11 protein-coding genes are annotated in these 14498 nt (G+C 68.5%); 2 read left to right on the top strand and 9 right to left on the bottom strand.

The features are described 5' to 3' along the window. Positions 1 to 11: 11 nt before the first annotated feature. The 6 genes from arcD to osmF all read right to left on the bottom strand — a co-directional run bounded on the left by arcD (position 12) and on the right by osmF (position 6892). Entirely contained in the window at positions 12 to 1466 is a 1455-nt protein-coding gene (gene arcD / locus WS91_RS13595) for an arginine-ornithine antiporter (RefSeq protein ID WP_052144961.1), read from the bottom strand. A 157-nt stretch (positions 1467 to 1623) separates the two neighbouring features. Continuing rightward, entirely contained in the window at positions 1624 to 1956 is a 333-nt protein-coding gene (locus WS91_RS13600) for an RNA-binding protein (protein ID WP_038743315.1), read from the bottom strand. A gap of 991 nt (positions 1957 to 2947) precedes the next feature. After that, positions 2948 to 3775: an ABC transporter permease gene (locus WS91_RS13605; protein ID WP_038742993.1), complete on the bottom strand. Its 828-nt coding sequence runs from the start codon at positions 3773 to 3775 to the stop codon at positions 2948 to 2950. After that, complete coding sequence (locus WS91_RS13610; RefSeq protein WP_038742991.1) at positions 3772 to 4734, bottom strand: ABC transporter ATP-binding protein; 963 nt, start codon at positions 4732 to 4734, stop codon at positions 3772 to 3774. Before WS91_RS13610 ends, WS91_RS13605 begins: the two co-directional genes overlap by 4 nt. Continuing rightward, entirely contained in the window at positions 4731 to 5951 is a 1221-nt protein-coding gene (locus tag WS91_RS13615; protein ID WP_038742988.1) for an ABC transporter permease, read from the bottom strand. Before WS91_RS13615 ends, WS91_RS13610 begins: the two co-directional genes overlap by 4 nt. Next, positions 5948 to 6892: a glycine betaine ABC transporter substrate-binding protein OsmF gene (gene osmF / locus WS91_RS13620; RefSeq protein WP_038742985.1), complete on the bottom strand. Its 945-nt coding sequence runs from the start codon at positions 6890 to 6892 to the stop codon at positions 5948 to 5950. The genes WS91_RS13615 and osmF overlap by 4 nt, the downstream gene beginning before the upstream one ends. 338 nt (positions 6893 to 7230) lie before the next feature. On the opposite strand from osmF, the gene WS91_RS13625 reads away from it, so the two are divergent. Both WS91_RS13625 and WS91_RS13630 read left to right on the top strand, forming a co-directional pair. After that, positions 7231 to 8001, top strand: coding sequence for a class I SAM-dependent methyltransferase (locus WS91_RS13625; RefSeq protein ID WP_038742983.1), 771 nt, complete (start codon positions 7231 to 7233; stop codon positions 7999 to 8001). Positions 8002 to 8427: 426 nt separating this feature from the next. Beyond that, entirely contained in the window at positions 8428 to 9057 is a 630-nt protein-coding gene (locus WS91_RS13630; RefSeq protein ID WP_059574935.1) for a GNAT family N-acetyltransferase, read from the top strand. 369 nt (positions 9058 to 9426) lie between these two features. Here the strand turns inward: WS91_RS13630 and WS91_RS35830 are convergent, their stop codons facing one another. The 3 genes from WS91_RS35830 to WS91_RS13640 form a co-directional block, all read right to left on the bottom strand. Continuing rightward, on the bottom strand, positions 9427 to 9936 hold the full coding sequence (locus tag WS91_RS35830) for an activator protein (RefSeq protein ID WP_145986769.1): 510 nt from the start codon (positions 9934 to 9936) through the stop codon (positions 9427 to 9429). 950 nt (positions 9937 to 10886) lie between these two features. Continuing rightward, on the bottom strand, positions 10887 to 12293 hold the full coding sequence (locus tag WS91_RS13635) for an MFS transporter (protein WP_257789123.1): 1407 nt from the start codon (positions 12291 to 12293) through the stop codon (positions 10887 to 10889). Between the two features lie 55 nt (positions 12294 to 12348). After that, positions 12349 to 14319 carry an acyl-CoA synthetase gene (locus tag WS91_RS13640; protein WP_059670413.1) on the bottom strand — a complete coding sequence of 657 codons (1971 nt, stop codon included), beginning with the start codon at positions 14317 to 14319 and terminating at the stop codon, positions 12349 to 12351. Between the last annotated feature and the right edge of the window lie 179 nt (positions 14320 to 14498).

The following is a 14498-nucleotide window of genomic DNA, read 5'->3' on the forward strand; positions in this document are numbered from 1 at the left end:
TACCTCTTCGATCAAAGGGTGATGAGCCCGCTATGGAGCGCGTAGGCCGCGAACACCGCGGCGGCGGACGCCGCCGCGAAGATCAGCTTTTCGACGGCGGTGAAGACCGGCTTGCCGAGCTCGCGCTTCGCCTTCGCGAAGAAGAGCGCGCCCGGCGCATAGAGAAGGGCGGACAGCAGCAGATACTTGGCGCCGCCCGCGTACAGCAGCCACACTGCGTAGAGCACGGCGAGCGCTGCGACGAAGCCGTCCGTGCGGCGCGCGCGGGCGTCGTTCTCGTAGGTCTCGCCGCGCACGGCGAGAAGGAGCGCGTAGGCGGCCGACCAGAAGTACGGGATCAGGATCATCGACGTCGCGAGATAGATCAGCGACAGATAGGTGCTTTGCGAGAACAGCGTGATCAGCAGGAACACCTGGACGAGCGCGTTCGTGAGCCAGAGCGCGTTGGCGGGCACGTGGTTCGCGTTCTCCTTGCGCAGGAACGCGGGCATCGTGTGGTCCTTCGCGGCCGAGAACATGATCTCCGCGCAAAGCAGCACCCACGACAGCAGCGCGCCGGCGAGCGACACGACGAGGCCGACGCTGATGAGCACGGCGCCCCAGTGGCCGACGACGTGCTCGAGCACGGCCGCCATCGACGGGTTCTGCAGCTTCGCGAGCTGCGGCTGCGTCATGATGCCGAGCGACAGCACGTTGACGAGCACGAGCACGAGCAGCACGCCGACGAAGCCGATCACGGTCGCGCGCCCGACGTCGCTGCGCTTCTCCGCGCGCGCCGAGAAGATGCTCGCGCCCTCGATGCCGATGAAGACCCAGACCGTCACGAGCATCATGCTGCGGACCTGGTTCATCACCGAGCCGAGCGACGGGTTCGCGCGGCCCCAGATGTCGGCCCTGAACACGTCCAGCTTGAACGCGAAGAAGCAGATCAGGATGAATACCGCGAGCGGGACGATCTTCGCGACGGTCGTGACGAGGTTGATGAACGCCGCTTGCCGGATGCCGCGCAGCACGAGAAAGTGCACGGCCCACAGCAGCACCGACGCGCCGGCGATCGAGGCGGGCGTGTTGCCTTCGCCGAACACCGGAAAGAAGTAGCCGAGCGTCGAGAACAGCAGCACGAAGTAGCCGACGTTGCCGAGCCACGCGCTGATCCAGTAGCCCCACGCGGACGAGAAGCCCATGTAGTCGCCGAAGCCCGCCTGCGCGTATGCGTACACGCCGCCGTCGAGCTGCGGCTTGCGGTTCGCGAGCGTCTGGAACACGAACGCGAGCGTGAGCATGCCGACCGCGGTGATCGCCCAGCCGATCAGGATCGCGCCGGCTTCGGCCGTGGCGGCCATGTTTTGCGGCAGCGAGAAGATGCCGCCGCCGATCATCGATCCGACGACGAGCGCGGTCAGCGCGCCGAGTCGCAGCTTGCTCGCGGCGGGTTTCGCCGCGACGTCTTGAATCACTTCAGCCATGATGTTTCCTCGCAGTCGCGTTGTTGCAAAATCGCGGCGCGCACGCGGCCATCGCGCTTCCGCCGGGGCGAAAGCGCGCGGCGGTCTGCCGCTGGCATGCGCGTATCCGGCGGAACGCGCGTTGTTAGAAATCCGAAAGTGCGTGCTCGATCGAGCGTTATCGGCGGAGTGTCGTCATCGGTCCGCTCCCGGGTTGTTGCGCGCGGGCTTCGCGTTGACGCCGCGCCTCGGCGGCGTCGCTGCGGTCCCAGAACGAAAAGAGCCAGACGCCGATCCGGCGCCGCTTCCAGTACATGCCGTGCAGGCGGCGACGAATTTCGGCGAGCGCACCCCAATTGGCGCTGTCCATGTCGATCAGCGCGCTCGGCCGCGGGCCCGATTGCCCGATGAATTGAATGTCGGTGAATTTCTTTCCGGTGTATTTGAATAGAAAAGCCTGCAGCTCTTCTCGCGTGACTCCCGGTTGAATATTTTCGATACAGATTCTCATCATGCTTCCTGCTTTTAGGTTCGAATCCGCTCTCGATCGCTTTTGGCGGTCGAATTTCCGCGTGTGCCTGAATCGGACGGTCTATCCGGATTCACACACCCGAAACGAGCCGATCGAAGCCATTCAAAATCCGTCAAATTCGGTATTTGAATTTGCTTTCGTCGATTCAATTCTTCCCGATTGCATAACAATTGAAAACAATTTAAACGGCACTTTATGTCATGGATCAAAAAACGCCGGAAGGCCTCCGGACAGTGTGCAAATGGTGCTAGGAACGGAGTGCATGTCGCTGTCTTTCATGCTCTCGATGAGCGCTTGATCGCCGGCGCCAGTCGCGATTACCTTCATTCGACGCAATTCCATCTTGCTGAAATCGTAATTGACCGCAGGTCGCCGGAAGCGCGCGCGCGAACGCGTGCGCGCCGTGCGCTGGCGCGCGATCGCATGTGGTGCGTGCGCGCCGAGCGGGACGCTTTCGGGAGCGAATTGTGACGAATATGTGACGATGAAGACGCGCGCGTATGTCGTCACGCAATGAAAGCGACGCGCGCAATGCATTCATCGTTTTTTTCTCGGCGCCTTGCGGCTGACGAGTAGCGACGCGCGCGGCGGCAATCGCCCGAGCGGCAAGTCGAATTGCGCGACCGGCGCAGTGCCGCTCGAACGGAATGCGTAATCGAATTCAACACACCGAATTCAACGCGCCGAATTCAACGCGCCGAATTCAACGAGGGTATGACGTGTCGGCGTCCGATGACGTCGGCGCGGCGTGCGGTCCGATGCGGCGACGCGTACGCGCCCCTATGCGTGCGATATCGTTCATGCGTTTCGCCGCTCGGAAACGGCGAAGCGGCGAAGCGGCGAAGCGGCGAAGCGGCATCGGCCGGCGAACAGTCACGCATCGCTCGACGCGGCGCGCCGGCGCGCATTCGCGCATCACGCCCGGCCGGCCGCCGTATGCGCCGCTCGACACGCCGACTTACGCGTGAACTCACGCGCCACCTTCGCGCCGCGCCGCGCCCGCAGGCGCGATCCATTGCCCGATCACGCCGAGCGCGTCGTAGATCAGCACCGCGAGCAGTGCGACGACGACGCCGCCTTGCAGCACGAACGCGGTATTCGATGTTTGCAGCCCTGCGATGATCACGTCGCCGAGCCCCTTGGCCGCGACGGTCGAGCCGATCGTCGCGGTGCCGAGATTGATGACGACGGCGAGCCGGATGCCGTTCAGGATCACCGGAAACGCGAGCGGCAGCTCGACCCACGCGAGCCGCTGCAGCGCGCTCATGCCCATGCCGCGCGCGGCGTCGACGGCGTCGGCGGGCACGTCCTGAAGGCCCGCGATCGTGCTCTCGAAGATGGGCAGCAGCCCGTACAGGATCAGCGCGATCAGCACGGGCTTCACGCCGAAGCCGACCGCGGGCACCGCGAGCGCGAGCACCGCGACGGGCGGGAAGGTCTGCCCGATGTGCACGACGCTGCGCGCCACCGGCAGGAATTCGGCGCCCGCGCGCCGCGTGACGAAGATTCCGGCGGCGAGCGCGCATATCGCGCCCGCCGCGCTCGCGACCGCGACGATCGCGAGATGCGAGAGCGTCAGGTCGAAAAGGCTTGCGCGCCGGTAGATCGCGGGGGCGCCGTTGTCGGCGAACGGCGCGAACAGCGGCTCGAGCCAGTCGGGCCGGGCGAGCAGCACGGCGAGCGCCGCGAGCGCGGCGATGCGGGCGAGCGCGAGGCCGACGCGGCGGCTCGCGGCGCCGATCGCGCACGCCGCGCCGGTCTTGCCGGTTGCTTTGGCGGCGTTCATCGTGCGCCTCATGCCGGCCGCTTCGCCTGCGCGACGATCGCGGCGAGCGTGATGCGCGTCGTCACGGTGCCGTCGGCGCTCGACACGGGCAGCGCGGGAACGCCGCGCCACAGCAGCTCGGAGATCGCGTCGCGCAGCGTGAGCGCGCCGGAGATCGGCTCGCCGGGCGCCGCGCCCGGCTCGGCGAGCGCGTCGACGCGCGTGAGCGCGAGAAGCCGCAGCGGCCGGTCGAGGCCCGCGACGAGCCGCTCGACGACGCCCGGCTGCGGCCTGCCGAGAATCTCGGCGGGCGGGCCTGCCTGCAGAATGCGCCCCGCGTCCATCACCGCGATCTGATCGCCGAGCCGCAGCGCCTCGTCGATGTCGTGCGTGACGATCACGATCGTGATCCTGAGCCTGCGCTGCAGCGCGACGAGATCATCCTGCGCCTTGCCGCGGATGATCGGATCGAGCGCGCCGAACGGTTCGTCCATCAGCAGGATGGCGGGCTCGGCGGCAAGCGCGCGCGCGACGCCGACGCGCTGCTGCTGGCCGCCCGACAGCTGATGCGGCAGCTTGCGCGCGTACGCGTCGTAATCGAGCTCGAACAGCTCGAGCAGCTCGCGCACCCGAGCGTCGATGCGCGCCGCGCGCCAGCCGAGCAGGCGCGGCACCGTCGCGACGTTGCGCGCGACCGTCCAGTGCGGAAACAGGCCGTGCCCCTGGATCACGTAGCCGATGCCGCGCCGCAGCGTCTCGGCGGGCACGCTCGCGGTATCGACGCCGCCGACGCGAATCGTCCCGCTCGTCGGCGCGATCAGCCGGTTGATCATCCGCAGCAGCGTCGACTTGCCGCTGCCCGACGCGCCGACGAGCGCCGTCACCGTGCCGCGCGCGACCGCGAGCGACACGTCGTCGACCGCGACGACGGGCGGCACGCCCCGCGAGGCGGCATCGCCGAAAAGCCGGCTCACGCGTTCGATCTCGATCATCGGCGCGCTCCTTTCGCGATCTCGGTCGCGGCCTCGAACAGCACGGCGGTGACGAGCGCGAGCGCGATCGTCGGCAGCGCGCCGAGCAGCACGAGATCGGTCGCCGACTGGCCGATGCCCTGGAAGATGAACGTGCCGAAGCCGCCGCCGCCGATCAGCGCGGCGACGGCGGCCAAGCCGATGTTCTGCACGAGCACGATGCGCACGCCGGACAGCACGACGGGCAGCGCGAGCGGCAGCTCGACCGCGACGAGCCGCTCGCGGCCCGTCATTCCCATCGCCTGCGCGGCCTCGACGACGGCGGCGCTCACCTGCGCGAAGCCGACGACGACGCTCGACACGATCGGCAGCAGCGCGTACAGGAAGAGGGCGATCAGCGCGGGCGCGACGCCGATGCCGCTCACGCCGAGGCGGGCGGCGAGCGGCACGCGCGCGGCGAGGATCGCGAGCGGCGCCATCAGCAGGCCATACAGCGCGATGCTCGGGATCGTCTGCACGACGTTCAGGAGCGGCATCAGCGCGCCGCGCAGCGCGGCCGAGCGCGTGCAGCCGATGCCGAGCGGCACGCCCGCCGCGACGGCCGCCGCGACCGAGCCGGCGACGAGCGCGAGGTGGCGGGCCGCCTCGCTGCGGAACGTGTCGGCGCGCACCGCGTATTCCTGCATCACCGACAGCCCGTCCCAGAAGCCGCCATGGATGAACGCCGCGAGCGCCGCGATGGCGGCCGCGAGCGCGACGAGGCGCGTGCCCGGCGCGAGCGCGATGCGGGCGAGCGCGTCGGCGATCAGCACCGCGAACGCGAACAGCAGCAGCCATGCGCCCGATGCGGGCGACACGCGCGCGAGCGGCGTGTCCGGCGTGACGAGATGCGCGGGCGCGTCGCCGACGGCCACGCACAGCGCGAGCACGAGCGCCGCGCCGACGGCGGCGCGCAGCGTCGCGCGGCTGCGCACGAGCGCGAAGAGCGCGCCCGCCGCCCACAGCGCGTCGAGCGCGCCGGCCTCGAGTGACGGAAACACCGCGCCGGGCGCGAGCCCCGCGCCCGCCGCGATGCGGTTCGCGCGCAGCGTGACGAATGGCTCGACGAACGCCGCGTACGCGACGAGCGCGGCGATCAGCACGCCGACCTTGTCGATGCGCGCGGCCCACGCCGGCAGCGCGCGCGGGCGCGGCGCGGGGGCGGACGCGCCGGCCCCGCGCGCCGTGCGCGCCGTCATTTGACGAAGCCCTTCGCTTTCAGATAACTCGCCGCGACGCTCGCGGCCGGCTCGCCGTTGATCTGGATTCGCGCGTTGAGCGTCTGCAGGGTCTTCAGATCGAGGCTCGCGAAGACCGGCTTCAGATAGTCGGCGATCTGCGGATGCGCCTTCAGCACCGCCTCGCGGACGATCGGCGTCGGCGCGTAGACGGGCTGCACGTGCTTGTCGTCGTCGAGGACGGTGAGCCCCGCGGCCGCGATGCCGCCGTCGGTGCCGTAGACCATCGCGGCGTTCACGCCGTCCGTCTGCTGCGCGGCGGCCTTGATCGTCGCGGCGGTGTCGCCGCCCGACAGCACGAGCATCTGCTCCGGCTTCAGCTTGAAGCCGTACGCCTTCTCGAACGACGGCAGCGCGGACGCGCTGTTGACGAACTCGGCCGACGCGGCGAGCTTCACCTTGCCGCCCGCGCCGACCCACTTGCCGAAGTCGCCGAACGTCTTCAGATGCTGCGACTGCGCGACCGAGCTCAGCACCGCGACGCCCCACGTATTGTTCGCCGGCGCGGGCGCGAGCCAGACGATCCGGTTCGCCGCGTAGTCGAGCCGCTTCGCGAGCGCGTAGCCTTGCGCGGCGTTCTTCCACGCGGGATCGTCGGCCTTGTTGAAGAAGAACGCCGCGTTGCCGGTGTATTCCGGATAGATGTCGATTTCACCCGTGGTCAGCGCCTTTCTGACGATCGGCGTCGCGCCGAGCCCGATCTTGTCGACGACGGCGATGCCGTGCGCCTTCAGCACCTGCGCGATCACGCTGCCGAGCAGGTTGCCTTCGGTGTCGATCTTCGAGGCGACCGTGACCGCGTCGGCGGCATGCGCGCCGGGCGCGGCGCAAACGAGCGGGACGGCGGCTGCGGCGGCGGCCGCGACCGCGCGCAGGGAACGGCTGAAACGGGGGATTCTCATCGGGGCGGCACTCCTGTCGTGCAACGGGCGAACGGATGAACGGATGCGATAGCGTCCGTGCGCCCGGGCGGCGGGGTTCGGCCAGGGGCGAAGCGGGGGCCGATCGCAGACGGCAGGGGTTCAAGGTACTTGAGCGGGCGCGCTTTGGCAAACGAGGGCGCGTTCGGCCGAATCCGAAACAATCGTTTTGGACTGCGCATTTCCTCATGCGTGGCGATACAATGCGACGGACGGCGCAGCGCACGCAACGGATATTGCACTGCACCGTCGTTCGTCGTTTTCGTGTCGTTTCGAGCCGCTTTTCCGCCGATTGCCGTCTACGTCAAGGAGCGTCCATCGTGAGCAGCGATTCCCACACGGCGCCACAGCCCGCGCCGCAAAACATCTACGACGACGCATCGTTCTTCGCAGGCTACCGCACGCTTCGACAAGGCGACACCGGCCTGAACGGCGCACTCGAATTTCCCGCACTGAAGCGCCTGTTGCCCAACCTCGCGGGCCTGCACGTGCTCGACCTCGGCTGCGGCTTCGGCGATTTCGCCCGCTACGCGCGTGCGCACGGCGCCGTGTCGGTGACGGCCGTCGACGTGTCGTCGCGAATGCTCGACGAGGCGCGCGCACGCACCGCGGACGATGCGATCACCTATCTGCAGCGGTCGATCGAGACCTATCACGCGGCGACGCGCGCGTTCGATCTCGTCGTGTCGTCGCTCGCGCTGCATTACGTCGAGGATTACACCGGCGTCGTCGCGCGGACCTACGACGCGCTGCGCTCGAACGGCCGCTTCGTGTTCTCGGTCGAGCATCCGATGTGCACCGCGTATCCGCACGGCTGGGTGCGCGATGACGACGGCCACAAACAGCACTGGCCCGTCGATCGCTACCGGCAGGAAGGGCGGCGCGACACGCGCTGGTTCGTCGACGGCGTGGTCAAGTACCACCGGACGGTCGAGACTTACGTGAACACGCTGCTGAAGGCGGGCTTCACGCTCACGCACCTCGGCGAGCCGGCGCCGATTCCCGACGCGCTCGCCGTGCGGCCCGATCTCGAGGCGGACTGCCGGCGGCCGCCCGTGCTGTTCCTGGCGGCCACGCGGGCGGGGAGTTGAGCGGCGGTTGCGGTAGAAGTCGCGGCGAAGCGCGGCGGCGTGCGGCGAGCGGCCGCGGCAGCCCTTGCGCCCCCATTCCTCGCGCGCGCTCGACGCGCGGAGTGCCGCCGTGGCGGCACGGCGCACGCCTGAAACGGTGGAACGGCGGGCCCCGCGCGCATCGGCGCTTTCCGCCCGATCGTCTGCCGCCGTTCCGCCATGGCCGTGCGATCCGCGCCCGATTTAAGGCGCGCCGGCGCGCACTCGCCCGGCGACGCTCGCGCAAGCCGATGGAAATGTCGTGAGCCGGCGGTCGCCGCGATTTCGTCCAGCCGGCGATCGTTCGCGGCGGCGCGCGGCTTCGCCCGGCGGCAAGTGGCTGCTGGCTGCCGCCCGGTCAACGCCGGCATCGCGGCCCTCCCTGACATGATCCACGTGGAAGAACCCATGCATCCGACCGATTCCGCCGCCTCTTCGCGCACGCGGGCGCTCTTCGACTGCGGCGACGTCCGCGCGATCGCGCTCGTAGCCGACGACATCCCCGCGATCCAGGCCTTCTTCGAACGCAACCCCGAATATTTCCGCGACACGGCAGGCGCGCCGCCCGCGCCGGACGAAGCGGCTGTCGAATACGCGGGAATGCCGTCCGCCGAATGGGGTTGCACCGCCAAATGGGCGATCGGCTATCGGCCGGCCGCGAATGCCGGCGTCGGCGCGCCGCTCGTCGCTTTCGCGACGCTCTTCGCCGACATGTTCGCGCCCGGCGTGTGGCACGTCGATCTCTTCATCGTCGAGACGGCGCGGCACGGGCAGGGCGTCGCGCGTTGCCTCTACGCGGCGCTCGAGGCGTGGACGCGGGCGCGGGGCGCGCGCTGGCTGCGGCTCGGCGTCGTCAGCGGCACGCCCCGCGCCGAGCGCTTCTGGACGCGTTCGGGGTACGGCGAAGTGCGCACCCGCTCGAACGTTCCGATGAAAGACGCGGTGCGCACGATTCGCGTGATGGTCAAGCCGCTCGACGGCGGCGACGTGAGCGCGTATCTCGATCTCGTCGCGCGCGACCGCCCGGAAGCGGCCTGACGCCGCGCGCGCCGGCCGGATCGACGGCCCCACGATCAGAGCGGACCGTCGGCCGCCGCCCGCCCCGAATCGCGTTCCTTGGCCGGCGACACGGATTCGATTCGCGCCCCGTACCTCATCGCTCAATAGCGCCCGGATCATCTTGACCTGATTACGCAAAAGGCAAGATGTAAAACGCCCGAGCGCATTTCATCGAATGTAAGCGTCCCTTGGCGTTTCTGCGGCGCCGGGCGCTCCAAGAGCGCCCGTTGCGCGACCGCATTATCGATGGCCAGCGACGAGAGCGCCGACTCACGCCCGACGCCTGCTCTGACGATAATGAACGTGTGATGTCGATGACGCCGTTCGGACTGGACGCCGGCTGGTGAATTACGGCGAAACGTGCATGTATGGATTCGTCGTTAGCGCACCGGTGATGCCGCACCCGCCAGATAGAGCGACATTATTCAGGCCGATTACGGTTTCGCCATCGGCTTCGCGTATTTGCGTCACGACTTTACTGGGGCCGCATTGTCCGCCCACTAGCGGTGCGTTGACGTTGACTGACACGTTATCGAGCGTCAATTGATTGGGGCCATCGACTTGACCACTCCAGGGTGACGTCACGCTTGCGTTGGCCTTAACGACCTTGCAAAGCGCAGATCCGCTGAAATTTGCACTGGTGACCAGGAGTTTGCCCGCGCCGTCGATCGTGCCGGTAAATACGATCGTGCATCCGATTGGAATACCCGCTTTACTGACGGTGGCCGGCCCGCTTGCGGTAAAAGGCATCGGCGCTCCTGCGCTGCCGGGCGGAGTGATGACCACCGCTTGCGAGACGGAAGTCGAGAGTAGTGCCGCGCATGCCGCCGCGGTGGAGAGCATTCCTTTTAGCTTCATGATTTATCTTCCTCGATATGAGAATGGGATTCGGCGTCACTCTCGATTGACGAGCACGTTCAATCCATCATCCGGCCGCCCAAGGGGAGCAATGAAAATTGACGGCAATCAATTTACTGAAAATGCGGCGTCTTGCGTGAATGGCGACAAAACCAATTCGACTTAGATTGGGTAAGCCGCTAACATATGAATCACCTCCATAGTTAATCAACAAAGCATTGATTACATAATTTCATCCTGGTTTTGTGTAATTTGAAAAGATATTTGTTTTATAAAACAAATGTGCCCGGCGAAGGAGCGATTTATCGTTTATTCGATTATTCATCTTACGCAAAATCGAGCGCCGCAATGAACCGGTGAAGGATCGGTGTGAATGCCATCGCATCTCGGAACAAGTATTCAACCGGCGGCGTGATAATTGGGCGGCGTGGACATGGCCGTTGCCCGTCGACTCAAGAATTCGGAAACGACGAACGAGCGGCTAAAAGGCTTGATGGCCGATCGGGCGCTCGCCCATCGATGACCTGAAGTTCATCAGCAAAAATGCGCGCCTGACCGGCCGGCGAAGTGCTGATGGTCTTGATTTCGCGAATCTGCTCGGGAATCCGGAGCCGATCCGCGAAACCAACGTTTCGTAAGATTGAGGAGCGCAGGCATGGGTGCGTCTGATTCCGACGGCGGCCTATACGAAGGAATTTCGCTGCGAGGCCGTGAAGCGGGCGTTGACCGAACCGCACACGCGTATCGGGGGCGGGCCGGCGCGGTCGAGCTCCGTCAAGACACCGGCAAACCGGGGACGAGCGGCCCGATCGCGGGTCGCGACATTGCGCGCTGGCCTATCGATCGGCCTGCCAAACCGTGCGCGCCACCCGGCCGTCCGGCCGCGACACGTCCGCGCTTCGCCCCGACGCACGCCGGCCGCCGATTTGCGCGCTGATTTGCTCGCCGCGTCACTCCCGCGACCGGCGCGCCGGCCCCGCGAGCCCTTCGCCCGCGCCCGCCGGCAGCGCGGCGAACATCGGCACCGACGCCAGCACGACGAGCGCGATCGCAACGAACGCGCACGCGAAATCCGTCTGGCTCGCGCGGCCGCGCCCGCCCGCCAGCATCGCCAGATGCAGCGCGCTCGCCGCAACGGCGACGCCGACCGCGCGCATCAGTTGCTGCGCGGTTCCCTGAAACGACGTCGCGGCGGCGAGCCGCTCGCTCGGCACGTCGGAGAACACGAGCGCGCCCATCGACGCGAAGCTGAGCGAGCGCGACAGCCCGCCCACGAGCAGCAATGCGAAGATGGCCGCATCCGGCCACGCGGCCGACAGCGTCGCGCACGCGACCAGCACCGCGGCGAACGATACGCTGCCCGCGATCAACACCGTGCGCATCGACGCGCGATGCAACGCCGCATGCGTCATCGGCCGCATCACGAGCGAGCCGAGCGCGCTCGCGAGCGTGATGGCGCCGCTTTTCGACGCGCTCGCGCCGAAGCCGACCTGCAGCGTCAACGGCACGAGAAACGGCAGCGCGCCGGCCCCCGCGCGAAACAGGCTGCCCGCGATCGTCGCCGCATGAAAAGTAGGAATCCCGAGCAGCGACAAATCGACGGCCGGATGCTCGACGCGCCGGCAATGGCGGATCGCGAGCCAGCCGAGCACGACGCCCGCGCCGACGCCGAGCGCCGGCACGCCAGCCGGCAGCACGCCGCGGCCGGCCGTTTCGACGCCGAGCATCAGCGCGGCGAGCGCCGCACCGACGAGCAGCATGCCGGCGAGGTCGGGCGGCGCGCGCCGCTCGCCCGCCGACGCGGGGATGAGGCGCGCGGCGAGCGCCGCGCCCGCGACGCCGACCGGAACGTTGATCCAGAACACCGCGCGCCACGACAGCGCATCGGTCAGGAAGCCGCCGAGCGGCGGACCGAGCAGCGGACCGACGAGCGCGGGCATCGTGAGCCAGGTGGTCGCCGCGAGCATCTCGTCGCGCGACACGCCGCGATAGAGGATCAGGCGGCCGACGGGCACCATCAGCGCGCCGCCCGCGCCTTGCAGGACGCGCGCGGCGATCAGCGCCGTGAGCCCGTTCGCCGCCGCGCACATCACCGACGCCGCCGTGAAGATCGCGATGGCCGCGATGAACACGCGCTTCGCGCCGAAGCGGTCCGCGATCCAGCCGCTCACCGGGATGAACACGGTCAGCGCGACGAGATACGACGTGATCGCGCTGCTCAGGAACACGACGTTCACGTCGAGGTCACGCGCCATGCTCGGCAGCGCGGTCGCGACGACCGTGCTGTCGAGGTTCTGCATGAAAAGCGCGCTCGCGACGACGGCCGCGGTCACGCGAAAGTTGCCGGCGCGCGTCAAGGTTCGGCTCGCATGACGGATGGGCGGTGGATCAGGCGGCGCAAGACGGCCGCGGTCACGGCGCGCGCTCGCGCTGCGTCGCCGCCTCGCATGCGGGCGCCGCGGCGGGCGCGCCGTCGCCGATCCAGTCGACCGGGAACGCATGGCGAGCGAGCAGCTCGGCGAGGGCGTCGCGCGAGCCGCGCGCGGCGATCTTCGCGACGAGCCCGCGCCGCGCGTCCTGCACGACGTCGACCTGCTCGAGCTCGATCTGCGCGTCGCGCGCGCACGCGGCGACGACGTCGGCGATTTCGAGCCGCTGCAGCTCCGGCTTGAAGATCTTGCCGACCGCGGTCGTCGGCACCGCATCGAGTATCCGCACGTGTTTCGGCACCGCCGCGCGCTCGGGAATCACGCCCGCGGCGAACGCGAGCAGCGCGCGCTCGTCGGCGCTCGCGCCCGCTTTCAGCTGGACATAAGCGACGGGCAACTCGCCCGCGTGCGCGTCCGGGCGGCCGACCGCCGCCGCCAGCGCGACGGCCGGATGGGTCGCGAGCGCGTCCTCGATGATGCGCGGATCGATGTTGTGCCCGCCGCGGATGATCAGCTCCTTCTTGCGGCCAACGAGCCAGAAATAGCCGCCCGCGTCGCGGCGGCCGAGGTCGCCCGTGTTCAGCCACCGCTCGCCCGCGATGTCGATCCACAATCCGCGCTCGTGCGCCGGATCGAGATAGCCGCGAAACACGTTCGGCCCCGCGAGCGCGATCAGCCCGACCTCGTCGACGAGCGCGTCGCGCACGTAGTGCCCGGTGTCGTCGACGATCACCGCGCGCATCCGCTGATACGGCAGGCGCAGGCCGATCGAGCCGATGCGCCGCTCGCCGTCGAGCGGATTGAGCGACGCGACGCACGCGCTTTCGGTCAGCCCGTAGCCCTCGACGATCTTCACGCCGGTCGTCCGCTCGAAGCTGCGCGCGAGCTCGGCGGGCATCGGCGCGGCGCCGCACGCCGCGTATTCGAGCGAGCCGATGTCGTGCCGGCCGACGGGCTGCTGCAACAGCGCCGCGAAAAGCGTCGGTACGCCCGAAAACGCGTTGATCCGGTATGCCTCGACGATTTCCCAGAAGCGCGCGATCACGTTCTTGCCGCGATAGCCCTGCGGCGTGCCAAGCACGACGTGATGGCCGCGCAGCCAGGCCATCAGGCCCGTCACGAGCTGGCCGTTCACGTGAAAGAGCGGCAGGCCGCAGAACACCGTGCGCGGCGCCTCGCCGTCGCGCGCCTGCGTTTCGCTCGCCGACCACACGTCGAACACCTCGGAGCCGTGCGTGCGCACCGCGATCTTCGGGCGGCCCGTCGTGCCGCCCGTGCAGAAGTACGACGACGGCTCGTCGGGCGCGATCGTGCGCGGCTTGATCAGCCGGTCGCCGGGCTGCCGCCGCATTTCGGCGTGCAGATTGACGATCCGTATGCGCTTGTCGCGCATGCGCGCCTTCTCGCGGCGCTCGATCCACGCGAGCGCCGCGCGCTTGGGCAGCGACACGTACGGCCGCAGGTCGACCCACACGACGGTCTCGACGGTCGGCATCGCGTCCAGATGCGGCGCGAGCTTCGGCCAGACGTCGACGCCCGGCGTCGGCGCGATGCAGATCAGCACCTTCGCGCGCGCCGCATCGACGAGCTCGGCGATCTGCGCGCCGTCGAGTAGCGGATTGATCGCCATCGCGATGCCCGCCGCTTCGCCGCCCCAGATCGCGAAATGCGTCTCGGGCAGGTTCGGCAGCACGAACGCGGCGACGTCGCCCGCGCCGATCCCGGCGTTCGCGAGCACGTTCGCGGTCCTGACGATGTCGGCGTGCAGCTCGGCGAAGGTCCACGTGTGCGAACGGGCGTGCCGGTCGGCGTCGAGGAAGAAGGTTAGGGCGGGCGCATCGGGCGTCTTCGCCGCGCGCTCGTCGAAAATCTGCAGCGTGCTTGCGGGCAGCGCACGCGCGTGAAGCGGCACGCGCTCGATCTGCTCGATGTCGTGGATGTCGCGAACCGCCATGCGTGAACTCCTGTTGGACTGCGAAAGTCGTGTAAAGGATGCGAACCGCGACCGGAAGGCGCGCTCGCACGGCGGCGGTTCGTTCGGGCGGCGCCGGGACGCGATGGCGCAATTGCGACGAGAGTGTAACGTGCCGCGCGCCGGATCGCCGGCCATCGCCATCCGACCCTCCATTGCGT

It is taken from the genome of Burkholderia sp. MSMB1498 (genome assembly GCF_001526245.1).
GTDB classification, from domain to species: Bacteria; Pseudomonadota; Gammaproteobacteria; order Burkholderiales; family Burkholderiaceae; genus Burkholderia; species Burkholderia savannae.

What these genes read in the sequence shown, in the direction of transcription:
- WS91_RS13605 (WP_038742993.1), bottom strand. Translation starts at nt 3,775, where the DNA reads ATGAGGCGCACGATGAACGCCGCCAAAGCAACCGGCAAGACCGGCGCG.
- WS91_RS13630 (WP_059574935.1), top strand. Translation starts at nt 8,428, where the DNA reads ATGCATCCGACCGATTCCGCCGCCTCTTCGCGCACGCGGGCGCTCTTC.
- WS91_RS13610 (WP_038742991.1), bottom strand. Translation starts at nt 4,734, where the DNA reads ATGATCGAGATCGAACGCGTGAGCCGGCTTTTCGGCGATGCCGCCTCG.
- WS91_RS13615 (WP_038742988.1), bottom strand. Translation starts at nt 5,951, where the DNA reads ATGACGGCGCGCACGGCGCGCGGGGCCGGCGCGTCCGCCCCCGCGCCG.
- osmF (WP_038742985.1), bottom strand. Translation starts at nt 6,892, where the DNA reads ATGAGAATCCCCCGTTTCAGCCGTTCCCTGCGCGCGGTCGCGGCCGCC.
- WS91_RS13600 (WP_038743315.1), bottom strand. Translation starts at nt 1,956, where the DNA reads ATGAGAATCTGTATCGAAAATATTCAACCGGGAGTCACGCGAGAAGAG.
- WS91_RS35830 (WP_145986769.1), bottom strand. Translation starts at nt 9,936, where the DNA reads ATGAAGCTAAAAGGAATGCTCTCCACCGCGGCGGCATGCGCGGCACTA.
- arcD (WP_052144961.1), bottom strand. Translation starts at nt 1,466, where the DNA reads ATGGCTGAAGTGATTCAAGACGTCGCGGCGAAACCCGCCGCGAGCAAG.
- WS91_RS13640 (WP_059670413.1), bottom strand. Translation starts at nt 14,319, where the DNA reads ATGGCGGTTCGCGACATCCACGACATCGAGCAGATCGAGCGCGTGCCG.